This is a genomic window from Erythrobacter sp. W302b (genome assembly GCF_046452395.1).
Lineage (GTDB): Bacteria > Pseudomonadota > Alphaproteobacteria > Sphingomonadales > Sphingomonadaceae > Erythrobacter.
In genome coordinates this window covers 2,396,074-2,422,647 of the sequence record NZ_JBKFDH010000001.1, presented here as the reverse complement: position 1 = coordinate 2,422,647, position 26,574 = coordinate 2,396,074, and the positions used below count along the sequence as shown (strand labels likewise).

General features: G+C 67.5%; 19 protein-coding genes. 15 read left to right on the top strand and 4 right to left on the bottom strand.

Annotated elements, in window-relative coordinates:
* Position 1: 1 nt before the first annotated feature.
* Genes ACLBKT_RS11415 through ACLBKT_RS11400 form a run of 4 tightly spaced genes read left to right on the top strand, consistent with a single transcriptional unit; the run spans position 2 to position 5,960 of the window.
* Entirely contained in the window at positions 2-898 is an 897-nt protein-coding gene (locus ACLBKT_RS11415; protein ID WP_410183041.1) for a DUF58 domain-containing protein, read from the top strand.
* Positions 895-2,034: a BatA domain-containing protein gene (locus tag ACLBKT_RS11410; protein WP_410183040.1), complete on the top strand. Its 1,140-nt coding sequence runs from the start codon at positions 895-897 to the stop codon at positions 2,032-2,034. Before ACLBKT_RS11415 ends, ACLBKT_RS11410 begins: the two co-directional genes overlap by 4 nt.
* Positions 2,031-4,166 carry a DUF4175 family protein gene (locus ACLBKT_RS11405; protein ID WP_410183039.1) on the top strand — a complete coding sequence of 712 codons (2,136 nt, stop codon included), beginning with the start codon at positions 2,031-2,033 and terminating at the stop codon, positions 4,164-4,166. Before ACLBKT_RS11410 ends, ACLBKT_RS11405 begins: the two co-directional genes overlap by 4 nt.
* Before the next feature lie 27 nt (positions 4,167-4,193).
* On the top strand, positions 4,194-5,960 hold the full coding sequence (locus tag ACLBKT_RS11400; RefSeq protein WP_410183038.1) for a carboxypeptidase regulatory-like domain-containing protein: 1,767 nt from the start codon (positions 4,194-4,196) through the stop codon (positions 5,958-5,960).
* Positions 5,961-6,030: 70 nt separating this feature from the next.
* Here the strand turns inward: ACLBKT_RS11400 and ACLBKT_RS11395 are convergent, their stop codons facing one another.
* Positions 6,031-8,784 (bottom strand): TonB-dependent receptor plug domain-containing protein, encoded by a 2,754-nt coding sequence (locus tag ACLBKT_RS11395; protein ID WP_410183037.1) that lies wholly within the window; start codon positions 8,782-8,784, stop codon positions 6,031-6,033.
* A gap of 529 nt (positions 8,785-9,313) precedes the next feature.
* Here ACLBKT_RS11395 and ACLBKT_RS11390 point away from each other — a divergent pair.
* Genes ACLBKT_RS11390 through ACLBKT_RS11375 form a run of 4 tightly spaced genes read left to right on the top strand, consistent with a single transcriptional unit; the run spans position 9,314 to position 12,935 of the window.
* Positions 9,314-10,312: a glycosyltransferase family 2 protein gene (locus tag ACLBKT_RS11390; RefSeq protein ID WP_410183036.1), complete on the top strand. Its 999-nt coding sequence runs from the start codon at positions 9,314-9,316 to the stop codon at positions 10,310-10,312.
* On the top strand, positions 10,299-10,988 hold the full coding sequence (locus tag ACLBKT_RS11385) for a class I SAM-dependent methyltransferase (protein ID WP_410183035.1): 690 nt from the start codon (positions 10,299-10,301) through the stop codon (positions 10,986-10,988). Before ACLBKT_RS11390 ends, ACLBKT_RS11385 begins: the two co-directional genes overlap by 14 nt.
* A gap of 4 nt (positions 10,989-10,992) precedes the next feature.
* The gene (locus ACLBKT_RS11380; protein ID WP_410183034.1) at positions 10,993-11,376 is read left to right on the top strand and encodes a GtrA family protein; all 384 of its coding nucleotides are present in this window, start codon (positions 10,993-10,995) and stop codon (positions 11,374-11,376) included.
* On the top strand, positions 11,373-12,935 hold the full coding sequence (locus ACLBKT_RS11375; RefSeq protein WP_410183033.1) for a hypothetical protein: 1,563 nt from the start codon (positions 11,373-11,375) through the stop codon (positions 12,933-12,935). The genes ACLBKT_RS11380 and ACLBKT_RS11375 overlap by 4 nt, the downstream gene beginning before the upstream one ends.
* Here ACLBKT_RS11375 and ACLBKT_RS11370 read toward each other — a convergent pair.
* Positions 12,932-14,656, bottom strand: a complete 1,725-nt coding sequence (locus ACLBKT_RS11370; protein WP_410183032.1) for an N-acyl-D-amino-acid deacylase family protein — start codon at positions 14,654-14,656, stop codon at positions 12,932-12,934. The genes ACLBKT_RS11375 and ACLBKT_RS11370 overlap by 4 nt on opposite strands.
* 103 nt (positions 14,657-14,759) lie before the next feature.
* Between ACLBKT_RS11370 and ACLBKT_RS11365 the strand changes: the two genes are divergently transcribed.
* Complete coding sequence (locus ACLBKT_RS11365) at positions 14,760-15,656, top strand: NAD(P)H-binding protein (RefSeq protein ID WP_410183031.1); 897 nt, start codon at positions 14,760-14,762, stop codon at positions 15,654-15,656.
* On the opposite strand, the gene ACLBKT_RS11360 is transcribed toward ACLBKT_RS11365, so the two are convergent.
* Positions 15,653-17,554 (bottom strand): beta-galactosidase, encoded by a 1,902-nt coding sequence (locus ACLBKT_RS11360; protein ID WP_410183030.1) that lies wholly within the window; start codon positions 17,552-17,554, stop codon positions 15,653-15,655. The two genes, ACLBKT_RS11365 and ACLBKT_RS11360, sit on opposite strands and share 4 nt — an antisense overlap.
* Positions 17,551-19,662 (bottom strand): alpha-galactosidase, encoded by a 2,112-nt coding sequence (locus ACLBKT_RS11355; protein WP_410183029.1) that lies wholly within the window; start codon positions 19,660-19,662, stop codon positions 17,551-17,553. The genes ACLBKT_RS11360 and ACLBKT_RS11355 overlap by 4 nt, the downstream gene beginning before the upstream one ends.
* Positions 19,663-19,767: 105 nt before the next feature.
* Here ACLBKT_RS11355 and ACLBKT_RS11350 point away from each other — a divergent pair, with 105 nt between their 5' ends.
* From ACLBKT_RS11350 to ACLBKT_RS11325, 6 genes are all read left to right on the top strand, one after another.
* Positions 19,768-21,246 carry a sodium:solute symporter family transporter gene (locus tag ACLBKT_RS11350; protein WP_410183028.1) on the top strand — a complete coding sequence of 493 codons (1,479 nt, stop codon included), beginning with the start codon at positions 19,768-19,770 and terminating at the stop codon, positions 21,244-21,246.
* The gene (locus ACLBKT_RS11345) at positions 21,246-22,271 is read left to right on the top strand and encodes a UDP-glucose--hexose-1-phosphate uridylyltransferase (RefSeq protein WP_410183027.1); all 1,026 of its coding nucleotides are present in this window, start codon (positions 21,246-21,248) and stop codon (positions 22,269-22,271) included. Before ACLBKT_RS11350 ends, ACLBKT_RS11345 begins: the two co-directional genes overlap by 1 nt.
* A 15-nt stretch (positions 22,272-22,286) precedes the next feature.
* Positions 22,287-23,471, top strand: a complete 1,185-nt coding sequence (galK, locus tag ACLBKT_RS11340) for a galactokinase (protein ID WP_410183026.1) — start codon at positions 22,287-22,289, stop codon at positions 23,469-23,471.
* A gap of 64 nt (positions 23,472-23,535) precedes the next feature.
* Positions 23,536-24,519, top strand: a complete 984-nt coding sequence (locus tag ACLBKT_RS11335) for an ArsR/SmtB family transcription factor (RefSeq protein ID WP_410183025.1) — start codon at positions 23,536-23,538, stop codon at positions 24,517-24,519.
* Positions 24,519-25,451 carry a methylenetetrahydrofolate reductase [NAD(P)H] gene (metF, locus tag ACLBKT_RS11330; RefSeq protein ID WP_410183024.1) on the top strand — a complete coding sequence of 311 codons (933 nt, stop codon included), beginning with the start codon at positions 24,519-24,521 and terminating at the stop codon, positions 25,449-25,451. The genes ACLBKT_RS11335 and metF overlap by 1 nt, the downstream gene beginning before the upstream one ends.
* Positions 25,448-26,491: a homocysteine S-methyltransferase family protein gene (locus tag ACLBKT_RS11325; protein ID WP_410183023.1), complete on the top strand. Its 1,044-nt coding sequence runs from the start codon at positions 25,448-25,450 to the stop codon at positions 26,489-26,491. Before metF ends, ACLBKT_RS11325 begins: the two co-directional genes overlap by 4 nt.
* The last annotated feature ends 83 nt before the right edge of the window (positions 26,492-26,574 follow it).

The following is a 26,574-nucleotide window of genomic DNA, read 5'->3' as shown; positions in this document are numbered from 1 at the left end:
CATGGCGCGCACGCCGCTGACCATCCCGCCCGAAATCCGGGGCCGGCTGAAGCGGCTTTCGCTCAGAACCCGGCGCATTTCCGGCACCCGTGGCTTCGGGATGCACGCCAGCCGCAGCAAGGGCGCGGGCCTCGAATTCGCGCAATACCGCGCCTATGAGCCGGGTGATGAGCCACGCCGCATCGACTGGAAGCTGTTTGCGCGCTCCGACAAGTTCTTCGTGCGCGAGGCGGAGGAGGAAAGCCCGATTGCGATCTGGATCCTGCTCGATGCCAGCGCGTCGATGGCGCAGGCTGATCGGGCACGGCCGGACTGGTCGCGGTTCGATGCGGCCAAGCTGCTGAGCCTATGCATTGCCGAGCTGGCGATGCAGCAAGGCGACCGGTTCGGCTGGATCGCCTTGCAGGAGGCGGCGCTCGGTGTCGCCGATCCGCGCGCCGGGCGCGTTCAGGCGGGCCGGATGCAGGTTGATTTCAGCCGTCTTGAGGCGGCCGGCGCCTTTCCTGACGAGGCGACCCTTGCGCCGCTATGGGAGCGGATTGGCGCGCGCGATCTGGTGCTGTTCCTCAGCGACTGTTTCGATGAAGGCGGGATTGCGCTGATCGAGCGGCTGGCCAAGGCGGGGCGCGAGGTCGTGGCGATCCAACTGCTCACCGCGGAGGAGCGCGATTTTCCCTTCGATGGCGGCTTCCGCTTCCGCGATCAGGAAAGCGGCGCGGAACTCATCAGCGATGGTGCGGCGCTGCGCGACACCTTCCTCAGCCGCTTTGCCGCCGCGCAGGCTGCGCTGGACGAGCGGCTCGACAAGGCGGGGATCCGCCATGCCACCGTCGTCATCGACGAGCCGATCGACCGGCCCCTGCACGTCCTGTTCGGGACAGGGGTAGCACCGACGTGACACCGTTGCTGCTGGCCCCGCTTGGCCTTGCGGCGCTGGCCGCGCTGATCGTGCCGCTGCTGATCCACCTGCGGCGGCGGACGGAGGAAGTCCCGGTCGATTTCGCCGCGCTGCGCTGGCTCGATGCGCTGCCCCGGCCGCGCAGCAAGCTGCGCTTTGACGAGCTGGTGCTGCTCGCCTTGCGGATGCTACTTATCGCGCTGCTGGCGCTGTTGCTGGCGCGGCCTGCGGTGCTGGGGTGGCACGATGACGCCGCGCCGATCCTTGTCGCGCCCGGTGTCGAACCGGTTGCGGCCCGCGCGAGTGCTGGGCCCGAGGCTGACCTGCGGTGGATCGCACCGGGCTTTCCCGACATCGCGACGCCCCCGCCGCCGCAATCGCCCGTGTCCAGCCTGATCCGCCAATTCGACGCCGAGCTTGCGCCAGAGGTGCCGCTCACGATCATGGTGCCGCCGGTGCTGAATGGCGTCGATGCCGAGCCATTGAGGCTGACCCGCGCGGTCCAATGGCAGGTCGTCAAAGGCAGCCAGAAGACAGACGATCCCGCCCTTGCCGCAACCCCGGCCTTGGCGGTGCGCTATGCAGCAGGCGGGGAAGCGCCGGTGCGATATTTCCGCGCGGCGGCTGCGGCGTGGCGGGACGAACCTCGGTTTGAGGCGCGCGCAGGGGCTGAACTGCCGCCGCGCGATCAGGTGCTGGTCTGGCTCGCCCCCGGGCGGGTTCCGCAAGCGGTGGTGGACTGGGTGAGCGCAGGCGGCACGGCTGTGCTGAGCCATGCCGTAGAGGTCGCGATGCCTGAACCCACCACGGCGTTGTGGCGCGATGATGCAGGCGAGACTTTGGTCGAAGGCGGCCCCCTCGGTTCGGGCCGATTGCTGCGCTTCGCGCGCCCGCTGGAGCCTGCCGCGATGCCCGCTCTGCTCGACGCCGATTTCGCCGCCCGCCTGCGTGATCTGATCGCCCCCGCAGCGCCGTCACCGGCCCGCGTGCTGTCCACCGCCTTTGCGCCCAAGGCCAGCACCCCGCCGTTCCCGCTGCCGCCGCGTGAGCTGTCCGCATGGCTCGGCCTCCTGATCGCGCTGGTCTTTTGCGCCGAACGTGTGCTGGCGAGCCGGCGGCGGAGGTTTGCGCCATGAGCCGGGAGCTCAACCCGAACCATTGGGTCGCCCCGGCGCGGCAGCGCGCGGCTCTGGGCGCTGTGCTGGTATGGAGCCCGGTGGTGCTGGTGCTCGCAGGCCTGTGCTGGCGGCTGGTCGGTATCGGGCTGGCCACAGGCGTGCTGGCACTGGGCGGCCTTGCTTTGGGATTGACCGCCAGGCACCTCGCGAACCGATATGACCAAAGCTGGCTCGTCCGCCGCCTCAACGCGCGCGAAGCGCGGCTGGAAGACAGCGCCGCGTTGGTCTTTGCCTCCACCGATCTCGCCCCACTCGAACAATTGCAGGCAGAACGGATCGCGGCCCGGATCGAAGCGATCGACCCGGAAAGCCTTGCCGATGGCTGGTCGAAGCGGGCGATCCTCGCCGCATGGGGGCTGGGTGCCGTGGCGCTTGCCGCGATCATTCTGTGGCCCGCCCAAGCGTCAGCGCCGCCGCTCGCGGCTCCACCGCAGACCGAAGCGACCGCGCCCGGCCAACCCCGCCTCAGCGGTCAGCGCGTGCGGATCATCCCGCCCGCCTATACCGGCCTGCCTGCGCGCTATGCCCAAGGCCTCGACATCCGTGCGCCGCTGGGCTCGCGGATCGAATGGACGCTGGCCTTCACCCCGCAGGCCCAATCCGCCGCGCTGCAACTGGTCGGCGGGCAGGCCCTGCCGCTGACATTGGGCGAGGAAGGGTGGTCGGGATCGCTGCGGCTCGACATCCCCTCGCTCTATCATGTCACCGCTGAGGGGAACCGGATGTCGCGGACCGCGCACCGGCTTGAACCGATCCTCGACGAACCACCGCAGGTGCAGGTGATCGAACCGGCGTCGGGTCTGGTGATGATCCAGCCCGGACAGCGGCGCTGGCGCGTGGTGTTCGAAGCGAGCGATGATTACGCCGTCGATCAGATGGCGCGGCTCACGCTTACCACCGCGATTGGTGAGGGTGAGAATGTCAGCTTCTCCGAGCGCAGCCGGATGGTCTCCGGCACGGGCGATCCGAAGCGCCGCCGCTTCGTCGTCGATCTCGACCTGGCGGCCTTCGGGCTGCAACCGGGCAGCGATCTGGTGGCGCAGTTGACGGTCGCCGACACGCGCACGCCCGGCCCGCAGGTGGTGCGCGGCCCCGGGGTCATTCTGCGCTGGCCCGGCGCGGTGCCGCCCTCTGCCGACGGGCTTGAACTGATGGCGAAGCAGACCATGCCCGCCTATTTCCGCAGCCAGCGGCAGGTCATCATCGATACCGAAGCGCTGATCCGGGAGCGTGGGAAGCTGACCGCCGACGACTTCATGGTGCGTTCTGACACGATCGGGGTCGATCAACGGCTGCTGCGCCTGCGCTACGGCCAGTTTGTGGGCATGGAAGCGGAAGAGACACCGCGCCGCCCGCCGCTCCCGGTTGCCGAGAAGGATGCGCCCGCCGGGCACGCCGAAGACGAGCACGACCACGATCATGAACATTATGATGGCGACGGCCACGATCACGGTGACGCGCCGGAATCGCCGGTGTTCGGCGCGCTCGGCAATATCACGGCGGAATATGGCCACGTGCATGACGAGAGCGAGGCAGCGACCTTGCTCGACCCTGACACGCGCGAACTGCTGAAAAGCGCGCTCGATGCGATGTGGGAGGCGGAGCTCAACCTGCGCTCGGGCCAGCCGGAGAAGGCGCTGCCGTTCGAGCTGAAGGCGCTCGATTTCATCAAGCGGGTGCAGCAGGCGAGCCGCATCTATCTCCCCCGCATCGGCACGGTTCAGCCGCCGCTCGATATGGCGCGGCGGATGGCGGGCAAGCGCGAGGGCATTGTGGGGGGCGGCGCGCGTTTGACCCCATTTGCGATTGAGGACGCCGTTCCCGCCACCGCATGGCGTGCGCTATCGTCGCTTCAAGCGATTGACCTCAATGGCCTCGACCGCTGGGTGCGGACCAACAGCGGGCGCATCCGCGACCCGCTGGCGGTGCTCGCGGCGATCGATGCGCTGCGCGGCGATCCTGCCTCCGGTGCCCTGCGCGAGAAACTGCGCCAGCAGCTCTGGACCGTCCTCACGCGCCCGCCCGCCCAGGTGCGGCGGCGCCATGATGGCGGCTCTGTGGGGCAGCGCTATATGCAGGGTCTGCGCTGAATGCTGTCCCTTGAGACATCAACCGCGGTGCTGATTGCAGTGGGCGCGCTTGGCGCCGCTATCGCCCTGCTGTGGCGGCGGCGCGATTGGCGGGCAGGCGTGCTGGCGGCGCTGACACTGGTGAGCGGTCTGCTGCTCTATCTCGCCCTGTTCCCGCCGCGCCTTCCGGTCGGGGGAGAGACGCTGGTGATTGCCACCGCCGAGACTCCGCTGACGACAGAGGCTCGGCCGGGCGAGCGCCTCATCGCTCTGCCCGAGGCACCGGCCATCAACGGTGCCGAGCGCGTCCCTGATCTCGCAACGGCGCTGCGGCGGCATGACCAGGCGCAGCGCCTGCGCATTATCGGGCGGGGCCTCACCCCGCGTGATCGCGATGCCGCTGCAAACTTGCCCGTCGCCTTTACCCCCATGCCCGTCCCGCGCGGCCTCATCCGGCTGGACCCGCCAGCCGATACGCCGGCCGGCGCGATCTTCACCGTCGCGGGCGAGGCCAGCGCGATGGAGGGCGGCGTGGCCGAACTGCTCGACCCGGCCGGACGGCGGGTGGATCGCCGGGTCATCGGCTCCGACGGCGTATTCGCAATGGGCGGCACCGCGCGCGCGCCGGGCCTTGCCACCTTCACGCTCCGTCTGCGCGGGCGGGATGGCACAATCGTCTCGGACACGCCGGTGCCGCTGCGGACGATCGCCCAGCCGCCCTTGCGCGCGCTCCTGATCGGAGCCCCTTCGCCCGAAGCGAAATATCTGCGCCGCTGGGCGGAGGATTCGGGCATCGCCTTGCAAAGCCGGCTGGAGGCGGGCGGCGGGGTCAATCTGGGCGGCGAGAGCGTGTCTCTGAATGCGGCCACCTTGCGCGACGTCGATGTGGTGATCATCGACGATCAGTCGCTCGGCAGCGGGTCGCGCGCTGTTCTTGCCCAAGCGGTAGCGGGCGGCCTTGGCGTGGTCGTCAGAATGACGGGCCCGGCCAGCGCGGCCGCACGCGGCAATTGGCGGGCGCTTGGCCTCGCGGTTGAGGGCGGGAGCGAAGCCGTGCCCGTTACCCTGCCTCCGCTCGCGCCGGACGCCGACACGCTGGCATCGCTGCGCGGACCGGGGTCGGCGGATGCGCCCGCGAGTCTCAATACCCTCGATGATCCCGCTCCCGATCTCGGGCGATGGGCCCTGCGCGCAGGCTCTGCCTTCGTGCCCGCTGTCACCGATGCGGATGGCGGCGTGCTGTCCGGCTGGCAGCAGCGCGGCGAGGGCCGCGTCGCCCTGTGGACAGTCGCCAACAGCTTCGCGCTGGTGCTCAACGGGCAGGCCGATCGCTATTATCAATGGTGGAGCGACACAGTGAGCGCGGTGGCGCGGCCCGATGGCACCTTCCGGCCCGACGTGCCCGCTCTGCCCCTGGTGGGCGAGCGGATGGCGATCTGCGGTGTCTCGGGCGCGGCCCGCGTGATGGGCCCGGATGCAACCGAAGTCGCGCTCGCCATCGATCCCTTGGCGGGGGCGAAGGGATGCGCCGCCTATTGGCCCGCCAGCGCGGGTGTTCACCGGATCGTGCAGCCGGGGCGTGACGGTGCGCAGGAGTTTGCTGTGCTCGTCTTGCCCAAGGACGCGCTGACAGTCGCCAAGGCCAGGGAAACGGGGGAGGCCACCCAGCGCTGGGCTGCCGAACAGAACGCCCCTGCGGCCCGCGAAACCCCCGAACGGCGCGGCCCGGCCTGGCCCTATGCGCTCGGCTGGTTGCTGGTCAGCGGCTTGCTGTGGTTTGGTGAGCGCCGCTGGCTTGCCCGCCAGCTCTCATGAGAACGGGCGGCGCAGCGCAGGTCTGACCCGCTCTGCGCCGCCCGTATCATTGGCCTGCGAAGCCGCCTGCTTAGAAGGCGAAGCTCAACCGGCCATAGAGGAAGCGTCCGTTGAACCCGAAGGGCGAGAAGGACGAGAACGGCAGGAAGTAGTTGTTGACGGACAGGTTGGCCGGATTGCCGGTGACCGGATCGGTGGTGCGTCCGGTCGGGTTGACGGTGGGGTATTGGTCGAACACGTTGTTCGCCCCGAACGCCAGTTCGATCCCTTCGGCAATGCCCCCTTGCGGGCGGATACGGATTTCGAGATCCGTGATCCAGCGCGGTTCGAGCAGCACATCATTGAGCGGCGTTGCACCGGCCGAGAACACCTCGCCAAAGCGATTGGCGCGCACGGTGGCGCTCAGCCAGTTCCACTCCCAATCCGCGCCGAGATTGATGCGATCCTTGGGCTGGCCGCGCTCGATCCGCAGGGATTCGAGGCGCCCGAACAGATCGATCCCCGGAACCTGAGCCAGACTGCCCGGGGAGGTCCGACGCCCGGTGATGTCGATATCGTTGCGGTTGTAGCCCCCCGTCAGCGACAGGGTGCCCAGATCGCCAAGGCTGGTGCGGTAGGTCGCGATCGCGTCAAACCCGCGGGTGCGGGTGTCGATCCCGTTGAAGAAGAACCGCGCGGCCGAAATGCTGGTGAACCCGGCGGCATTGAGGATCTCGGCGATCCCGCGACCGGGGTTGCTGCCGGTCGGTGCGCCCGCCGCATCGCGGTTGGCGCTGAGGTTGTCGGTCAGCACGATGCGGTCATCGATGTCGATCTGGTAGTAATCGACGGTGATGTTGAGGCCATCGATCAGGTCGAACACCGCGCCTGCCGACCACGAGAACGACTTTTCCGCCTTGAGCGGGGTCGCTCCCAGCGCAACCGCGACCGGGTTGTTGACTGGCAGCGTCACCGCATCGACCAGCACACCGCCGATATTGTTGGTGGCCGCCGCCGCGAAGAACTGCTGCTGGAGCGAAGGCGCCCGGAACCCGGTCGACACGGCGCCGCGCAGGGCAAAGCCGTCAATCAGCTCAAGCCGACTCGCCAGCTTGCCGTTGAGCGTCGATCCGAAGTCGCTGTAATCCTCGAACCGGCCAGCGGCCTGGACGTTGAAGCCGTCCCAGATGTCGGTATCGAGTTCGGCATAGAGCGACACGTTCTCGCGCGAGTTGGGGGTGGTGACGTTGACCCCGCCGATCACCGGCTGGAAGCCCGGGAACACCTGCGCGCCCGGCGCGGCGAAGGCGGTTGCACCTGCGCCGGTGATGAAGGGGTTGTTCGCCCCGACCCGCACCGGCCCTGCGACATAGCTGTTCAGCTCGCCCGCACCCAGCTGGTACTCCTCGCGCCGCCATTCCGCGCCGAAGGACAGGGTCATCTGCTCGATGACCCCGATCTCCAGCTCCCGGCTGATCCCGAGGTTGGCCATCAGCTGGCTATAGGCAATCGACCCGGCATCGAATTCGGTCTGGCTGGCCGCGCCGAGCGAAGCGTTGAGCGTTTCGGTGATGCGGAAGTCGGTCTTGTTCTCGCCGTAGGACATCGACAGGTCCCACATCCAGCCGCCGAAGTCGCCTTCCAGCCCGCCGACGATGGAGAAATCCTTGGTGTCGGTGTTGATCAGCGGCAGGAAGCCATCGGGATAGATCGCGGTCACGTTCCGGTTATCGGCGGCGCGGCGATAGAATCCGGCGGATTCCGCATCGCGCGTGCCGTAGCTGCCGAAGGCGTAGAATTCGACATTCTCGTCCAGCGGAATGCCCATGTTGACGACGATGTTGAGATCCTCGGTCTCCGGGTCACCATAGCGGTGATAGCGCCGGTCGAGCGTCAACTCGCGCGGATCGAGCGCGCCGCTCTGCGAATAATTGCGCCGGGGGTCGTAACCGGCCCGGTTGGTGTCGGCGCGGTCACGATACTCGGCCGTGATATTGAGGAAGCCTTCCGGCCCCAGCGGCAGGCCGATATTGCCCGAAACCGCCAGAATCTCGCCGTCGGTGACCTTGAGATCGCGCCCGGTGCCGACCAGTTGCAGCACGCCATCGGGCGTCAGAGTGGGGGTCTGGCCTGCGGTGCCGTTCACCCCGGTCACTTCCTGCACGCCGGCAATGCGGGTGTTGTAACCGCCGTAATTGACCCAGAAACGTCCGCCTTCGCGCGCGTCATTGAGCTGGAAGTTGACCACCCCGGCAATCGCGTCGGAACCATATTGCGCCGCCGCGCCATCGCGCAGCACTTCGACCCGGCCGATGGATGAGGACGGGATCAGGTTGAGGTCAACCGCCGTGCTCCCGCGTCCGACCGAACCGTTGATGTTGAGCAGCGCCGAGACATGGCGGCGCTTGCCGTTGATCAGCACCAGCGTCTGGTCGGGCCCGAGGCCGCGCAAGGTCGCCGGACGGATCGCATCGGTGCCGTCGGTGATCGAGGGCTGCGGGAAGTTCAATGAGGGCACCAGATCGCGCAGCACGCGCGCGGTTTCCGTGAGGCCGGTCTGGCGCAGCTGTTCGGCCGAGATGACGTCGATCGGCACCGGGCTCTCGGCCACGGTGCGGTTGGACCGCCGCGTGCCGGTCACGATCAGCACATTGCCGCTATCGTCCATCGCGTCCGCAGCGGCTTGGTCGGCCGCGTCGGCCCCGGCCTGTGCCGCAACCGTGACGACGGCGTCAGGGCCGTCTGCCTCAGCGGCCTGAGCCGGTGCAGCGCCGAAGGCGGCAAACACGGCCGCGCCAATGGCGATCGACGAGCCGGAATGAAGAACTGTCTGGAAGTTTCGCATGGCTACCCCTTGTCTGGTTATCGCGCATGATGATCCGCGCGGACGCCTTGGCCCGCTGGAAAATCACGATCCGGTCCGAGGGCGGTATGGCGCCCTGCGACCGGACGCCTGATGGCATCCGCTCTTGTAACATGCGGGAAGCTACGACTGCGCTGATCGCATCGTGCATCCTCGCGGTTGGCAGCAGCTGAGCGCGACCCCTGTGCACTTGACTGGCGGCACAAATGTTGCGTGCGCCTGCGAAGGGGTCAACGAAAAACAATTCTGTGGCCGCACTTGGGGCATACATCTTACGTTCTGTAATCATTTTGCAACAGTGTCCGGCATGGGCACTGGTCGCCGCCGCGTCCTCCGTGCTTGAAATTCGGCCAGTCATGCGGGATATAGCGGCGTCCGGCGCGGGCGCGTGGGGCACGCGGGCCCGCTGACCTCAACCCGCCAATTTTCCGTAATCACCGCCGCAGGCTCGAGGAGGGCCGGAGACTTGCAGGTTTCGCAATCATTCTCAGGCTCCTGCGACCTTTCGGTGGTGATCCCGGTCTATAACGAGGAGGCCGGGCTCGACGCGCTGATCGCGCGGGTGATCCCCGCGGCCGAGGCGATCTTTGCCGACCGGTTCGAGCTTGTCCTGATCAATGACGGATCGAAGGACGCCAGTTGGGATGTGATCTGCAAGCATGCCGAGCGTGATCCGCGGATCGTCGCCATCAACCTGTCGCGCAACCACGGCCACCAGCTCGCGCTGACCGCCGGGCTCAACCATGTGCGCGGGCAATTGGTGTTCGTGCTCGATGCCGACCTGCAAGACCCGCCCGAACTGCTCGGCCCGATGCTGGAGCAGCTGCGCAAGGGCTATGATGTCGTCTATGGCCAGCGCAGCAAGCGCCACGGCGAGACCGCGTTCAAGCGTGGCACCGCCGCGTTGTTCTACCGGATGCTCGGCAGGATGGTCGACACCCACATCCCGCGCGACACGGGCGATTTCCGGCTGATGACCCGCCGGGTGGTCGACCAGCTCAATGCCATGCCGGAGCGGTATCGCTTCATCCGCGGACTGGTGAGCTTTGTCGGCTTCAACCAGATCGCCTTCCCCTATGAACGCGATCCCCGCTTCGCCGGGGAAACCAATTACCCGCTGCGCAAGATGATCGCGCTGGCGGTGGATGCCGTCACCAGCTTTTCGACCGTGCCGCTGCGGTTTGCCTCGCATTTGGGGATGCTGTTCGGGCTGGCGGGCCTTGTCTCGCTGATCGGGATCGTCTGGGTATGGATGCAGGGCGGCACGGTGGCGGGCTGGGCGAGCCTTGCCGCCCTGATCCTGATCATGGGCAGCGTCCAGCTGCTGGTGCTGGGCGTGTTCGGCGAGTATCTCGGCCGGATGTACATGGAAGCCAAGCAGCGCCCGCTGTTCATCATCGCCGAGGTGCGCCGCCACCCGGTCAGTCTTGATGCAAGGCTGAGCGACGATGCCGCCACTGCCGCCGTGACCCCCACCGAACCGCATGAGAGCCTCCGTGTCCCAGGCTGAATTTGACGCTTACGTCGATGAATATGACGCGCAGCACGCCGCTTCGGTGAGGTTGAGCGGCGAGGACCCCGATTTCTTCGCAGCCTACAAGGCGGTCGAAGCCGCGCGGATCATGGCGGCGGCGGGCGTCTCCCCCCGGCGGATCATGGATTTCGGCGCCGGGCGGGGCAATTGCATCGCGCATTTGCAGCGCGAATTTCCCGCTGCGGCGCTGACTGCGCTGGACGTATCCTCACGCTCGCTCAGCCATTGCGAGGCGCGGGCGATCCGCCCGATCGATGCGGTGTGCTATGATGGCCAGACCCTGCCTTTCGATGCCGGAACCTTCGACCTTGTGTTCACGGCCTGCGTGTTCCACCACATCCCGGCCGAGGATCACATCCGCCTGCTGAGCGAAATTCGCCGCACGCTGACCCCGCAAGGGCGCTTCGTGCTGTTCGAGCACAATCCCTGGAACCCGGCGACCCAGCACGCGGTGCGCACCTGCCCGTTCGACGCCAACGCCGTGCTGATCAGCGGGCCGGAGATGCGCCGCCGGTTGCGCGCGGCGGGCTTTGCCGATGTGGCCCTGCGCTGGACGCTGTTCTTCCCCGCGATGCTCGCCCCGCTGCGCCCGCTCGAACGCGGGCTCGGCTGGCTGCCGCTGGGCGCGCAATACGTGCTGGTTGCACGCTGAGCCCATGCTGCAACGCTTGGGCCGCTTTCTGCTGACCGGCTTTGCCAATTCCGCTGTCGGCTGGGCAGTGATCTTTGGCGGCCTGTGGGCGGGGATGAGCGGGCTGGCGGCCAATGCGGCGGGCTATGCCGTCGGGCTGGTGGTGTCCTTCACCCTCAACCGCCACTACGTCTTCGGCGTCAGGGGCGCGGTTTCAGGGCGCGAGATCCTGCGGTTTCTGGCGGCCTTCGCCTTTGCCTATGGGGTGAATGTCGCGGTGCTCTTGGCCGCGCAATCGGTGCTGGGCGCGGACAGCGCGCTGGCGCAGCTCCCGGCAATCGCTGCCTATGTCGTGATCTTCTTCCTCCTCTCCCAACGCTTTGTCTTCAGACCTGTAGCTTCCGAATGACCCCATCCCCTACCATTGAAAGCGTGCCGCCCGGCGGCACGGCGCAGGCGTTCGGCTGGCTGGATCGCTGGCCGGTGATTCTGCTCGTTGGCCTTGTGGCGATCACGCCGCTGCTGCTGGTCGACTTCCCGCCGCTGGTCGATCTCTACGGCCACCTTGGCCGCTACGCGGTGCAGACCGATCTCGCCAACCGGCCCGAACTGCAAGCCTTCTACACTTACGAATGGAAGCTGATCGGCAATCTCGGGGCCGACATTCTGGTGCAGGTGTTGCACGGCGTGCTGGGGTTGGAAACCGCGGTGCATGTCGTCGTGATCCTGACGCAGGTGCTCGGCGCGCTCGGCCTGCTGCTGATCGCCCGCGAAGTGCATGGCCGCGTCACGCCCTTTGCGGTGGCGGCGATCCCGCTGCTGTATGGCTACCCATTCAACTACGGCTTCATCAACTACGCGCTGAGCATGGCGCTGGCGATGCTGGCCTTCGTGCTGTGGCTGCGGCTGCACCGGAGCAAGCGCGAGGGCGCGGCGCGGCTGTGGCTGGGTGTGGCGGGGGCGATGATCTGGGTGTGCCACACCTATGGCTGGGCGTTTCTCGGGCTGATGGCCGGATCGGCGATGCTGTGCGAGGTCTTCGCCGCGCGCACCCGCCCGGTCGCGGCGGTGCTGCGTATTGTCGGCGCATGCTGGCCGCTGCTGCTGCCGATCATCCCGATGGTGATCTGGCGCGCGGAATCGACCGGCGCCGCGATGGGGGACTGGTCGCTCGACTTCAAGCTGTTCTGGCTGATTTCGGCGTTCAGGACGCAGTGGTACAATCTCGATGTGGGCGCGCTGGCGGTGATCGGCGCGTTGATGGGCTGGGCGCTGTTCAGCAAGACAGTGCGCTATGACCGCAGCGTCGGGACGGCGGCGCTGCTGTGCTTCATCTGCTACGCGATCATGCCGAGCCGGGTGTTCGGATCGGCCTTTGCCGACATGCGGCTGGTGCCCTACGCCTTCGCGCTCGCGCTGGTGGCTATCGGCCCGGTCAGGCCGGGTTCGAAGGTTTTGCAGGTGGCGGGCGCGATCGCGCTGGCTCTGTTTGCCGGACGGATCGCGGCGACCAGCGTTGCCTATATCCAGCAGGACCGCAGGGCACAGGCGGAATTGACCGCGCTGGAGCCGATGCCGATGGGCGCGCGGATCGCCTTCTTCGTGGTCAAGCCGTGCTGGAACCCCTGGGCGATGCCGGTGCTCGATCATGTGGTCGGCGCGGGGATCGCCCGGCGCAATGCCTTCGTCAATGACCAGTGGCAGCAACCGGGCGTCAACCCGATGCGGGTGCACTATCCGGCGGCGGGGCCGTTCTATCGCGATCCCTCGCATCTGGTGCAGCGCGAGGATTGCAGCCACCGCATCCGCCCGAAGCTGTCGCAATCACTGGCCAAGCTGCCGCTGGACGCCTTCACCCATGTCTGGATCGTCGGCGAATTAGCGCAGCCGGTCGCCGTTCCCGACCGGTTGGTGCCGGTGCCCTACGGCGGGGCCGGGCGGCTCTACGCCATCAAGCCGCAGGACTAGGCCGCGCGGTAACCCCCGCCGCGCACCAGCTGGCCGGGGCGCGCGCCGGTCGGCTGGTCGAAGCGGCGGATCAGTTGCCCTGCCACCATGGTGGCCTCGTAGCCTGTCGCGCGCTGGTGCAAGCGGCGGCCGCCGGCGGGCAGATCGCGCACGACTTCGGGCAGGTGGAGGCGCAGGCCATCGAGGTCGATCACGTTGAGGTCTGCCCTGCCGCCCACATGCAGCGTGCCGCGATCGGTAAAGCCCACCGCGCGCGCCGCCTTGGCGCTGAGCATGTGCACGGCCTCGGCCAGCCCCAGTTGCAGCGGCCCTTCCTTCTGCACGAACTGGGTCAAAAGATAGGTCGAATAGCTCGCATCGCAGATCGCGCCATAATGCGCGCCGCCATCACCGAGGCCGGGGACGCAATAGGGGTGGCGCAGCATTTCATGCGCGGAATCGAGCGTGGCGTTCTCGTAATTGCCGAGCGCGGCGAGGAACAGCCCGCGCCCCTCGGTGGCGAGGATGCGGTCATAGGCGACCTCCTGCGGGGTGCAGCCGCGCGCGGCGGCCTGACCGGCCATGCTCATCGCAGCGGGCGGGGCATAGTTCGGCGGATCGTCGAGCGGGAACAGCCAGCGCCAGTTCCGGGCGAGCTCGTTGAAGGGGTGGCCGGGAGCGAAGTCCTCTGTGAGAAGCGCCGCGCGCAAGGCGGGATCGCGCATCGCGGCGACCTGTTCGGGGATGGATAGGTGCGCGATCTTCGCCCAGCTCGGGCAGAGGACGAAGGGGTGCACCGTCAACTCCAGACCGGCGATGAGGCCAATCGGGCGCGGCATCACCTGCGCATGGGCGACCCCGCCAGCGGCATTGGTGGCCTCCAGCATTTCAAGCACCCGCCGCCAGCGCGGCGGCGCATCATTGCCCGAGGCGAGCGTGAAGGTCGCCGGGCGGCCGCTCGCGGCGATCACCCGCTCGATCACCTTGTATTCCTTGTCCCACCCGACAAAGGCATCGAGCACCACCTGAAACGTCCCCGCGCCGGCCTCCTTCATGCCGCTGGTGATGGCTTCAAGTTCGGCAATATCGGTGTCGAACGTCGGGATCGCCTGCCCGTCGGCGGTCTTGTGGATCGAGAGGCGCGAGGTGGCAAACCCGATGGCGCCCGCGCGCATGGCGTCGGCGGTCAGTTGTCGCATCATCGCCAGGTCGTTGTCGGTTGCGACCTCGCGTGCAGCTCCCCTTTCGCCCATCGCATAGACCCTGAGCGGTGAGTGCGGCAGATAGGCCGCAACGTCGATATCGCGCTTTCCGGCGGCGACCTTGTCGAGATATTCGGGGAAGGTTTCCCAGTCCCAGTCCAGCCCCTCGGTCATCACGATCCCGGGGATGTCCTCGACCCCCTCCATGACGTTGATGAGCATGTCGTGATCGGCGCGGCGGCAGGGGGCGAAGCCGACCCCGCAATTGCCCATCACGGCCATGGTAACCCCGTGCGAGGAGGAGGGGGAAAGCTCCTCGGCCCAGATGCACTGGCCGTCGTAATGGGTGTGAACGTCGATGAAGCCGGGGGTGACGATCCGCCCACGCGCGTCGATCTCCTCGCGCCCGCTGCCGCTCACCTGCCCGATCGCCGCGATCCGCCCGGCGGCAATCGCGATGTCGCCCTCGATGCAATCGCCCCCGCTGCCATCGGCAATCGTGCCGCCGCGGATCACCCAATCAAAATCGGCCTCAGCCATTGCCTCACGCTCCCTCTCAGGCCCCACCCTAGCGCTGCCCTAGCGGGGGGCAATCCGGCAACTCGCACTTTTGCGCCAGGCCTGCGCGGGTTAGGGTGGCGGCATGAGCCCAGACCGTCCCGTGCCCCGCCGTATCGTCCTTGCCGGAGCAAGCGGCATGATCGGTTCGGCGGTAGCCGCGCAGCTGGCGGCGGAGGGGCACACGGTCACCGCTCTGCCGCGTGCGGCGCTGGCTGACGGGGCGGCGCTGGCGGCAGCCATGGCGGCGGCGCGGCCCGAGGTCGTGATCTCCTGCATCGCCTCACGCAGCGGCGCGCCGAAGGATGCCGAGGCAGTGGATTACCGCGCCAATCTCGCCCTGCTGACGGCGGCTGAGGCGGCAGGTGCGGGGCACTTTATCCTGCTCTCGGCGATCTGCGTGCAGAAGCCGCTGCTCGCGTTCCAGCACGCCAAGCTGCGGTTCGAGGCCGCGCTGGCGGAAAGCGGGATCGGCTACACCATCATCCGCCCCACCGCCTTCTTCAAGTCGCTCTCGGGGCAGGTGAAGCGCGTCAAGGCGGGCAAGCCGTTCCTGATCTTTGGCGACGGCAACGTCACTCGCTGCAAGCCGATCAGTGATGGCGATCTGGCGCGGTTCATTGCCGGGTGCATCGACAACCCCGAAGCTTTGGGCAAGGTGCTCCCCATCGGCGGCCCCGGCCCGGCGCTGTCCTTGCGCGATGCGGGCGAACTGCTGTTCGCGGCGGCGGGAAAGGCGCCGCGTTTCCGCTCGGTCTCGCCCGCCATGTTCACACTGGCCGGAAAGCTGCTGAGCCTCGGCGCGCCGTTCTCGGACTGGTTCGCCGAGAAGGCGGAGTATGCCCGGATCGCGCATTACTACGCGACCGAATCGATGCTTCTGCGCGATCCGGCGACGGGGGAGTATTCCGCCGACCTCACCCCCGAATTCGGGAGCGAGACGCTTGCCGATCACTACCGGCGGCTGCTGGCGGAAGCCTAGCGCGGGGCGAAGTGCCAGCTAGCGGGTGAAAGGGTTTCACCAAGGTGGGGGACGGACACCGGCTCCGCCGCGTAGTTGAAGGTGAAGACGTTGCTCGCCGTGCGGCGCACGCGGATGCCTTCGGGGAGATCGAGCAGCGCCACCCCAGCTTCGCCCGCCATCCGCTCGACCAGCAGGCGCAGCAATGCGCGGTCGGGCCAGATCGCGCAGTAGCGGATGTTACCGTGAGCATAGACCACCCCGCGCCCCGCGCTGTCCGATAGCTCGGGCGCGAGGTCGGAGGCCACATCCTCGCGCCAGCGGGTGATGATAAAGCCCTCTGCGGGTTCGGCGATGCCGTCTCGCAAGGACTCGATGCGGGTCACGGTTAGGCCGGTCAGGTCGCGCAAGGCTCCGGGAGCAAGGCCTTCGGGAATGCAGAAGCTCTCCGTCTTGCTGCCCGAACGCGGGCCGAGAAGCACGGGGCAGTCGAGCGCCGCGAGCTTATCGGCAAACCCCTCCAGCACGATCGGCAGGGTCGGCACCACCACCATCGGGTAGCCCGCAAGGTCGGCTGAGGGCGCCACGATGTCGACATCAAGCCCCCGCTGACGCAGTGCTGAATAGGCCTCGAACACCAGTTCCAGATAGCGGAAGCTCCGCCCCTGCGGCTGGATGCCGATCACCCACGCCGCCTCATAGGCAAACACCAGCGCGACCGGGGCCTGCGCGGTCGCTTGCGGGCCGATGGTGGCGAGGACTTCGGCTGCCTGTCGCACCTCGGGCGCGGCTTCTGCTTCGGTGCTGTCGGGGCGCAGCAGGCCGGCGTGCATCTGCTCCTGCGCGAAAGGGGCCTGCCGCCAGCGGAAGTAGCTCGTCAGCTCCGCGCCGTGGGCACAGGCTTCGAGCGTCCACAGTGCCACCATCCCCGGCAGCGGCGCGGGGTTGAACCGCGCCCAGTTCACCGGGCCGGGCTGCTGTTCCATCACCCCCCAGCGGCCATTGGAACACCCGCGGTAGAGATCGTGGTGGAAGGCGGCGATGTCGGGGTGGCCCTGCCTGAGATACGCCTGCTTCTCCTCGGCTGAGAACCAGAACTGTTCCAGGAACCCAAGCGGATAGGAATCCCACGTCGCCACATCGATATCGCGGCCCACGGCGTGGTGATCGAACTCGGTGAAGAAGCCCATGAAGTTATGGGTGATGTCCACGCCGGGTGAGTGTGCACGCAGGATATACACCTGCTCGCGGTTGAAGCTGGCGACCTGATCGGAAGCAAAGCGGCGGTAGTCGAGCCAATGCGCTGGGTTCGCCTCGGTGACGGTGAGGTGCGGGGGATCGACCTCGGCGAAGGAGCGATACTCCATGCTCCAGAACACATTGCCCCAGGCCGTGTTCAGCGCTTCAACCGTGCCGTAACGCGCCGCCAGCCAGCCCCGGAACGAAGTGGCGGCGGCGTCGGAGAAGCTCAGCACGGTGTCATGACAGCCATATTCGTTGTCGGTCTGCCACATGTGAAGCGCGGGGTGCTTCCCATAGCGCTCGGCCAGCGCGGTGACGATCCGGCGACATTCGGCGCGGTAGCCGTCGTGGCTGAAGCAGTAGTGCCGCCGCGAACCGAAACCACGCGGGCGGCCCTGCTCGTCGATGGCGACCATGTCGGGCATCTGATCGACCAGCCACTTGGGCGGGGTCGCGGTCGGCGTGCCGAGGATGACCTTGAGGCCCGCCGCGTGGAGCGTGTTGATCGCACGGTCGAGCCAGCCCCAGTCGTAGTGTCCGGGCTCGGGTTCGAGGCGGCTCCATGCGAATTCGCCGATACGGACGAGCGAGAGGCCCATCTCCGCCATGCGCCGTGCATCCTCGGCCCACCATTCCTCCGGCCAATGTTCGGGATAGTAGCAGCAGCCGAGTTTCATTGCGGCAATCTCTCCAGCACGACGAGCCACGCGGTTTCGGGATGGGTGAGGGGGAGGGCGAGGCCCTGCGTCATCAGCGCGGTGCCCGAGAGGACGAGGCCCTCGCGCCACTGGTCCGGCGCGGCGAGGTAGTGCCTGGCGCGCGGCGGCCACGGCTCGGGCAGGGTCACGCGGTAGCGCGCATCAGGCTCGAGACCCGCAAGCCTTACCGGCGCGGCGTCGAACACTGGAGAGAAGGCGGTCTGGGCCACCAACGCCAGCGCTCTGCCCATGTGGGTGACCATCATCCCGGTGACGTTCGGATCGGGATGCGCGAGCCGCCACAGCGCGCCCGAATGCAGCACGCCGCGCCATTGCTTGTAGAGCGCGATATGCGCGGCCAGCGTGGCGCGTTCCTTGTCGGTCATGCGGGCCGGATCGGCCTCCACGCCCATGTGGCCGAACATCGCCACCTTGGCGCGGAAGTCCATCGCGAGGCGGCGCCCGGTGATCGGATTGGGCGAGGGGCCGACATGGCTGCCCAGCACTTCGAGCGGCAGGAACTGGCTCCACGCGGGGATGATCCGCAGCCGCTCGATCGCGTCGTTGTTGTCGGAGGGCCAGACGCGGTGGCAGCGCGAGAGGACGCCGAAATCGATCCGCCCACCGCCGCTCGAACAGCTTTCGATCTCCACCTTGGGATGGGCGGCGCGCAAGGCATCGAGCAGGGCGTAGAAGCCTTCGGTCTGGCCGGGGCGCGAGGGGAAGAGGTCGCGGTTATGGTCCCACTTGAGGTAGGCAATGGCGTTCTCGCGCAGCAGCGCGTCGAGCCGCTCGGTCAGATATTCGCGCACCTCAGCCAGCGACAGATCCAGCGCCAGCTGCCCGCGCATCGTCGGTCGCTCCGTGGCTCCGTCGACGTGAAGGCACCAGTCAGTATGCTGACGGTAGAGGTCGCTGTCCGGGGAGACCATCTCCGGCTCGACCCACAGGCCGAAATCCATGCCGAGCTGGTGCACCCGGTCGATCAGCGGGCCGAGGCCGTTCGGAAAGACTTGCGGCGAAACGAACCAGTCGCCGAGGCTGGTGCGGTCGTCGCGCCGGCCGCCAAACCACCCGTCGTCCAGCACGAAGCGCTCTATGCCGAGGCTGGCGGCGTCCTCGGCGAGGCGCGTCAGTGCTTCCTCCGAGAGATTGAACCCCAGTGCCTCCCACGAATTGAGGTGGACCTTGCGCGGGCCCCATGTGGCGCGCTCGGGGAGAACGTCGGTGCGGGCATGGGCGTGGAAGGCCTGCGCGAGGGCGGAACGGTCGGGAGCGATGGCAAGAATGGCAGGTGGCGGCCAATGCTGCGTGGGGCTGCCGAATGCGGTCTCACCATCAGCCGCGGCTGCGCTCATCTGCAGAATGGCGCGGCCATCGCCCAACCCTTGCGTGTCGCATTCGATCCGTGTGTCGTGGTCCCCGCTCCATGCGAGGTGCGCGCCCAGCACCTCACCGGTCGCGGGGTCTTCGAGGATGAGCCAGTTGCCATCGGCGAAGCCGGGCTTCCCGATCGCGGATCGGCGCGCGAAGCCATCCGGCGCTACGGCACGGCGCGTCTCGTGCATCTCGCCGGCCCAACGACCTGAAAAGCCGATCACCTCGGTGAAACGCGCAGGTACGGGCAGGGCCAGCGAACTCGTCCGTTCTAGGATCAGGCCTGCATCTGCCGCATGGCTGACCGCACTGTTCACGCAGACGATGTCGCCACCGCCGATCCCCCAGCACTGTTCGACTTCCAATGCCAAAGCGGGATCGCGCCAGATAAGCTCGAGTGATCCACGTTTGAGCCGCCAGAACGCGAGACGCAAGTCTGTCTCGACCGGTATTCCGCTGCGCCGCAGTTCCAGCGCTGGAGTCCCACTCCACCCCGCCTTGCGCTCAGGCAGCAAGCCCGGGACCGGTGGGACATCGGGCTGGCTTTCGTGCCGTCCCCGCGCTGTGGCGGCGGCGAGGGCGGCGAGATCCTCGCCATCAGGCAAGCGCGCGCCGAGGTACACGCAGTCGGCCGCGCCGCCCGTTTCCAGCGCGAACACGAGCGTTACCGCGCCTCCGTCCAGCCGTACAAACTCCCGCGATCCGCTCAAGCGCTCTGGTCCTCTCCTCGCGGCCGGTGATGGCAAATGCCCCAAGACTTGTCCGGCGTTCCGCAATGCGCTGTAACCGCGCCCAGCGAGAGGGGAAAGCACGCAATGACCGACGCCGCCACCGGCACCAGCCTGATCCAGATTGCCGTCTGCCTAGCGGTGACGGCGATCATCGGGCTGGTAACCTGGCTCACCATCCGCCGCGAAAAGCACGATGGGTCGCGCAAGGATGTCTATCTGGCGGGGGGCAAGCTCAACTGGCTGTTCGTGGCAGGCGCGATCACACTCACCAACCTCTCGACCGATCAACTGGTCGGGATGAATGGCAACCAGATGCTGCTGCTCGCGTGGTGGGAGATCAGCGGCTTCGTCGGCCTGCTGATCCTCGCCTTCGTGTTCGTGCCGATCTATTACCGCTCCGGGGTTACGACCGTGACCGAGCTGCTGGAGCAACGCTATGGCGGCGGCGGCATCCGCACGCTGGTGTCGGCGCTGTTCCTGTTCGGGATGGTGCTGATCTATCTGCCCGCCGGGCTCTATTCGGGGGCGCTGTTCCTCAAGACCGCCGGGATCGACCTGCCGCTTATGGTGCTGGCGGCATTTCTTGGCGTGGTCGCGGCGGCCTATACCATGGCGGGGGGATTGCGCGCAGTCGCGGTGATGGAGACCTATGCTGGCATCGGCGTGCTGGCGATTGCGGTGCTGATCGTGGTGCTGGCGCTGAACGCGGTCGATTGGGACATTGCGCGCGGCGTCCCGGCCGAGCGGCTGACGATGGTGGGTGCGAGCGATTCCCCGATCCCGTTCCATACCTTGTTCACCGGAATGATCTTCATCCAGATCTATTACTGGTCGACCAACCAGCCGATCACCCAGAAGGCGATGGCTGCCCCCAATGTGCGTGAGGCGCAGAAGGGCGTGCTGGCCGCCGCGGTGGTGCGTATCCTCATCATCCCGGCGATTGTTGTGATCCCCGGCGTGGTCGCTTTCCAGCTGTTCGGCGATATTGACGATGCCGCCTATGGCCGATTGGTCGGCGCGGTGCTGCCGCCGTGGCTGTCAGGCATCTTCGCCGCCGCGATCGCAGCGGCGGTGATCGCCCACACGGCGGCGGTGATGAACGCGGCGGTCGGGCTCTATGCGGTGGACTTCCACGAGAAGTTCGTCGCCAAGGTCGAAAGCCACTGGCGGCTGTCGAGCATCGTCACCGCCCTGCTGACGATCAGCTCGATTGCACTGGTGCCGGTGTTCGCTTCGGCCAAGAGCATCATCAACCTGCTCCAGCAATTGAACGGGCTCAGCTCCATGCCGATCCTTTCGGCCTTCGTGGTCGGGCTGCTGTTCACCGGGGTGGAATCGCGCGCGGCGATTATCGGCGTGCTGTGGGGCTTTGCCTTCTATGCGGCCTACACCTTCGTCGCTCTGCCGATGGGCGCGGTCACGCTGCATTACATCGACATGATGGTGGTGACGCTGGTGACGAGCATTCTCGCGGCGCTGGCCTTCAACCGTTTCGTGCTGGGCGGGCGCGCCACATTCGCCCCGCGTTCGGCCTTGGCGCAGCGGGTCGCCGGAGCCGGCTGATGGCGGTCGATTTCGCCCGCCCGCATCGGCGTTACAACCCGCTGTTTGGCGGCTGGGTGCAGGTGTCGCCGCAGCGGATGGGGCGGCCGTGGCAGGGAGAGGTGAGCCCGCCCGATCCGCCGCCGCCCGCCTATGATCCGGCCTGTTACCTCTGCCCCGGCAACCCCCGCGTCGGCGGCGCGATCAACCGGGCCTATCAAGGCGTCTACGTCTTCGACAACGACTTCCCGGCATTGGCCGAGGATCAGCCAAGTGCCGCCGATCACGACCCGCTACTGCGCGCCGAGGCTTCGGCGGGGGTGTGCCGGGTGATCTGCTTCTCCCCCGATCACGGCAAGTCGCTGCCGCTGCTCACGCCGGAGCAAGTGCGCGCCGTGGTTGACGTGTGGGCCGATCAGACTGCGGAACTGGGCGAGCGCTTTGCCAATGTGCAGGTGTTCGAGAACAAGGGCGCGATGATGGGGTGTTCCAATCCCCACCCCCACGGACAGGTCTGGGCGACCGCGCACGTGCCACAGGAAATCACCGCCGAGGACGCGCACCAGCGTGCCTACCATACCGAGCACGGACGGGCGCTGCTGCTCGACGTGGCGGCGCGCGAGGCAGAGGTTGAGCGGGTGGTGGAGGCCAACGCCGACTGGCTCGCCATCGTGCCGTTCTGGGCGGCCTGGCCGTTCGAGACGCTGCTGCTGCCGCGCTTTGCCGTGCAGCGGCTGCCGCAGCTGACCGCAGGCCAGCGCGCCAGCCTCGCCAGCATCCTCAAGGCGCTGACGACGCGCTATGACAACCTGTTCCAGACCAGCTTTCCCTATTCGATGGGCTGGCATCAGGCACCCTTTGGGCTGGGCGAGACTGACCACTGGCAGCTTCACGCGCACTTCTACCCGCCGCTGCTGCGCTCGGCCGAGGTGCGCAAGTTCATGGTCGGTTATGAAATGCTGGCCGAACCCCAGCGCGACCTCACCCCCGAGCGCGCGGCAGAGATGTTGCGCGCGGTCAGCGGTGTGGTGCATTACCGCGCGTAACGAAGGGACCGCAGCATGGATCGCCGCGAGAGACTGATTGCCCGCGCCCGGCAGGGCTACCGCCTCGCCTACGGGGCCGAGCCGACGCGCTTCTTCGCTGCCCCCGGCCGGGTCAATCTGATCGGCGAGCATGTCGATTACAATGATGGCTTCGTCCTGCCCTGCGCGATCGACCGGGAGGCGATCATTGCGCTCGGCCCGGCGGACAAGGACGCCCATGGCCCGCTGTTCGAGGCGGTCGCGCTCGACATGGGCGAAATGGCGCGTGCGCGGGACAGCTTCGATCTCGCCCGCCCGATCGTGCCGGGGGCCAACAACTGGCAGAACCATGTGCGCGGCGTGGTGCAGGCGCTGGGACGGGATGGCCACCGGGTGAAACCGGCGCGGATTGCGATAGCCGGAGACGTTCCCATCGGGGCGGGCCTGTCATCCTCGGCCGCGTTCGGCGTGGCGGTGGCGCTGGCCTGTTCCGACTATTCGGAGCTGGGCCTGCCGGTTGAAACCCTCGCGCGGGTGGCGCAGCGTGCCGAAAACGATTTCGTCGGCTGCGCCTGCGGGATCATGGACCAGATGGCCTCTGCGGCCAGCGTCGCGGATCATGCGTTGCTGCTCGATTGCCGCAGCTTGCAGCATATGCCGATCCCGATTCATGCCAGCCTCGCCATCACGGTGATCGACACGGGCCTGCGCCGCAACCTCACCGAGAGCGCCTTTAACGAGCGGCGCGCGCAGTGCGAGGCGGCGGCGGCACATTTCGGCCTCAAGGCCCTGCGCGATCTGGATCTCGCCTCGCTGGAAGCGGGGCAGACCAGCCTCGACCCGACGCTTTACCGCCGCGCCCGCCATGTGGTCGGCGAGATCGAACGGGTCGAGCCGGTGGCGGTGGCGCTGACTCAGGGCGATACGGCCACGCTGGCCGAGGTGATGCGCGCGGCGCACCTGTCGCTCTCCGCCGATTTCGAGGTTTCGCTCCCGCCGATTGACCGGCTGGCCGGGCTGATCGGCGAGGCGCTGGGCGATGCGGGCGGGGTGCGGTTGACCGGCGCCGGCTTTGGCGGCTGCCTTGTCGCGGTCAGCACCCATGATGCCGGCAGCGCCATCGACGAGGCGGTGGCGCGCTACAATGCCGCCGCCGATCTGCCCGCGCGGGCCGAAAAATTCCGCCCGGCCCGGGGGGCTGCGCCGATCATGCTGGAATGATCGAACGTCCTGCACCAAGAGGCGATTTACAGATATAAAAATATCTTTATATGATGTCCGCAGCATGATGATCGAGGACATCTTCAAGGCGCTGGGCGATCCGACCCGGCTGCGCATTGCCCGCTTGCTCGGGACGATGGAACTTGCCGTGGGCGAGTTGGCACAGGTGCTCGGCCAAAGCCAGCCGCGCGTGTCGCGCCATGTCGGCATTCTGTGCGATGCGGGCCTTGCCGAACGCCGCCGCGAAGGCAGCTGGGTGTTCCTGCGCCAGAGCGAATCGAGCGCCCCGGTGATCGAAGCGGTGCAGCGCCTGCTTGCCCTCGCCGAAACCGAAGAACCCGCCTTTGCCGCCCTGTGTGAGGCGGACCGCCGGAAGCTCGCGGCGATTCGCAATGCCCGCGAAGCGGCGGCGGAAACCTATTTCGCCCGCCACGCCGGGGAATGGGACGAGCTGCGCGCGCTGCACAGCGCCGATGCCGATGTCGAACGCGGTCTTACCGAAGCGCTGGCCGATGCCCCGCTGGGCGCGCTGCTCGACATCGGCACGGGCACCGGGCGCATGGCCGAACTCTTCGCACCCCATGCCGAACGCATCGTCGCGCTCGACAAGAACCTCGAGATGCTGCGCGTCGCGCGGGCCAAGCTGCAACATCTGCCGACCAACCTGATCGAGCTGGTGCAGGGCGACTTTGCCGATCTGCCGTTCCCCGATGCCAGTTTCGATACGGTGGTGCTGCATCAGGTGCTGCACTTCGCGGCCGATCCGGCCCCGGCGCTGGCCGAGGCGGCGCGGGTGCTGCGCAGCGGCGGACGGATCGCGATCGTCGATTTTGCCAGCCATGATCACGAAGAACTGCGCACCCGTCACCAGCACGTCCGGCTCGGCTTCACCGATCGCCAGATGGCTGAATTGCTGCGCGGCGCTGGGTTCAGCGTCAGCCCGCCGCTCGCGCTCGAAGGTGGGCCTCTGGTCGTCAAGATCTGGACGGCCAAGCGCCGTTCCGCCCCCGCGTTGAAAACCCCCGCCAGCCTCACGGAAAGCGTCTGATGACCCCGACCCTCGACCAGCTCCACGAATACCGCACCGCCACCGACATGCCGCTGTTTTCCGGCCTGCCGGGCGATGTCGCGGTGAGCTTCGAATTCTTCCCGCCCAAGAGCGAGAAGATGGAAGAGCAGCTGTGGGATGCGGTGACGCAGCTGAAGCCGCTGGGGCCGAGCTTTGTTTCGGTCACCTACGGCGCGGGCGGCTCCACGCGCGAGCGCACCCATGCGACGGTCGCGCGCATCATCGGCGAGGCCAAGCTCCCCGCCGCCGCGCACCTGACTTGCGTTGCGGCGTCGAAGGCCGAGATCCGCGAGGTGGCCGAGCAATATTGGGAAGCGGGCGTGCGCCACATCGTCGCGCTGCGCGGTGACGCGGGCGAGCCGGGTGCGCCCTTCACCCCGCACCCCGAGGGCTATACCGGCGCGGCTGACCTCGTCGCGGGCCTCAAGGCGATTGCCCCGTTCGAGATTTCGGTCGCCGCCTATCCCGAAACGCACCCCGATGCCCTGTCCCCGCAGGACGATATCGACAATCTCAAGCGCAAACTGGATGCCGGGGCGAGCCGCGCAATCAGCCAGTTCTTCTTCTCGCCCGAAGCCTTCTTCCGCTTCCGCGATGCCTGCGCGGCGAGCGGGATCGATGCCCCGATCCTGCCCGGCATCCTGCCGGTGACGAACGTCGCGCAGGCGCGCAAGTTCGCGAGCGCCTGCGGGGCCGAATTCCCGGTGTGGATGGATGGCCTGTTCGAAGGCCTCGACGAAAAGCCCGCCGCGCGCCAGCTGGTCGCCGCGACGGTCGCCGCCGAGCTGTGCCGCCGCCTCTATGCGGGCGGGGTGCGCGATTTCCACTTCTACACCTTGAACCGCCCCGAGCTCGCCTATGCGATCTGCCACATGCTCGGGAAGCGCCCCGTTTCGGAGAACGCCGCATGAGCAAGCGTGACCAACTCCTCGCCGCCGCGAAGGACCGCGTGCTAATCTTCGACGGCGCCTTCGGGACGCAGATCCAGCTGCGGAAGCTGTCGGAAGAGGATTACGCGGGCGACCTCGGCCTTCCCGCCGATCAGAAGGGCAATAACGACATCCTCGCCCTCACGCGCCCCGACGTGCTGAGCGACATCACCCGCGCTTACTTTGAGGCGGGGTCGGATATCGTCTCGACCAACACCTTCTCGGCCAACCGCATTTCGCAGGCTGACTATGCGGCGGAAGGTCTGGTGCGCGAAATCAACGTCGCCAGCGGCCAGCTCGCCCGCAAGCTGGCGGAGGAGTTCGAGGCGAAGGACGGGCGGCCAAGGTTTGTCGCAGGGGCGATCGGGCCGACCAACAAGACGCTCTCGCTCAGCCCCGACGTCGAAGACCCGGGGTTTCGCGAGATCGACTTCGATTATCTGGTCGACGTCTATCTCGAACAGGCGCGCGCGCTGGTCGAGGGCGGGGTGGACTTCATCCTGATCGAGACCGTGTTCGACACCTTGAACGCCAAGGCCGGGATCATGGCGGTCAAGCAGCTGGAGCGCGAGCTGGGCCGGGAAGTCCCGGTGATGATCTCGATGACATTGACCGACCTGTCGGGCCGCAACCTGTCGGGCCACACGGTCGAGGCCTTCTGGTATGCCGTCCGGCATGCGAAGCCGCTCACCATCGGCCTCAATTGCAGCTTCGGCGCGGAGCAGTTGCGCCCGCACGTCAAGGTGCTCTCGCAGATCGCCGACACGCTGCTGATGATCTACCCCAATGCGGGCCTGCCCAACGAACTGGGCGAATATGACGAGCTGCCCGACACCACCGCGGGGCTGGTCAAGGACTGGGCCGACCACGGCCAGGTCAACATCCTCGGCGGCTGCTGCGGCTCCTCGCCGGCGCACATCGCCGCGATTGCGCGGGCGGTGGCGAAGAGCGAACCACGCGCCGTGCCGACGCCGGAGCCGGCGATGAAGCTGGCGGGGCTTGAGGCCTTTATCGCCGCTTAGCCAATTCTCCCCTCCCCTTCAGGGGAGGGGCCGGGGGTGGGGGCTCTCAGCGAGCAACCCGCCCAGTTTACAGCCCCCACCCC

Excerpts from the sequence above, each read along its gene's own strand:
- galK (WP_410183026.1), top strand. The coding sequence starts at position 22,287 with ATGGATCGCCGCGAGAGACTGATTGCCCGCGCCCGGCAGGGCTACCGC.
- ACLBKT_RS11380 (WP_410183034.1), top strand. The coding sequence starts at position 10,993 with ATGCTGCAACGCTTGGGCCGCTTTCTGCTGACCGGCTTTGCCAATTCC.
- ACLBKT_RS11405 (WP_410183039.1), top strand. The coding sequence starts at position 2,031 with ATGAGCCGGGAGCTCAACCCGAACCATTGGGTCGCCCCGGCGCGGCAG.
- ACLBKT_RS11365 (WP_410183031.1), top strand. The coding sequence starts at position 14,760 with ATGAGCCCAGACCGTCCCGTGCCCCGCCGTATCGTCCTTGCCGGAGCA.
- metF (WP_410183024.1), top strand. The coding sequence starts at position 24,519 with ATGACCCCGACCCTCGACCAGCTCCACGAATACCGCACCGCCACCGAC.
- ACLBKT_RS11325 (WP_410183023.1), top strand. The coding sequence starts at position 25,448 with ATGAGCAAGCGTGACCAACTCCTCGCCGCCGCGAAGGACCGCGTGCTA.
- ACLBKT_RS11350 (WP_410183028.1), top strand. The coding sequence starts at position 19,768 with ATGACCGACGCCGCCACCGGCACCAGCCTGATCCAGATTGCCGTCTGC.
- ACLBKT_RS11370 (WP_410183032.1), bottom strand. The coding sequence starts at position 14,656 with ATGGCTGAGGCCGATTTTGATTGGGTGATCCGCGGCGGCACGATTGCC.
- ACLBKT_RS11345 (WP_410183027.1), top strand. The coding sequence starts at position 21,246 with ATGGCGGTCGATTTCGCCCGCCCGCATCGGCGTTACAACCCGCTGTTT.
- ACLBKT_RS11335 (WP_410183025.1), top strand. The coding sequence starts at position 23,536 with ATGATGATCGAGGACATCTTCAAGGCGCTGGGCGATCCGACCCGGCTG.
- ACLBKT_RS11415 (WP_410183041.1), top strand. The coding sequence starts at position 2 with ATGGCGCGCACGCCGCTGACCATCCCGCCCGAAATCCGGGGCCGGCTG.
- ACLBKT_RS11395 (WP_410183037.1), bottom strand. The coding sequence starts at position 8,784 with ATGCGAAACTTCCAGACAGTTCTTCATTCCGGCTCGTCGATCGCCATT.
- ACLBKT_RS11360 (WP_410183030.1), bottom strand. The coding sequence starts at position 17,554 with ATGAAACTCGGCTGCTGCTACTATCCCGAACATTGGCCGGAGGAATGG.
- ACLBKT_RS11375 (WP_410183033.1), top strand. The coding sequence starts at position 11,373 with ATGACCCCATCCCCTACCATTGAAAGCGTGCCGCCCGGCGGCACGGCG.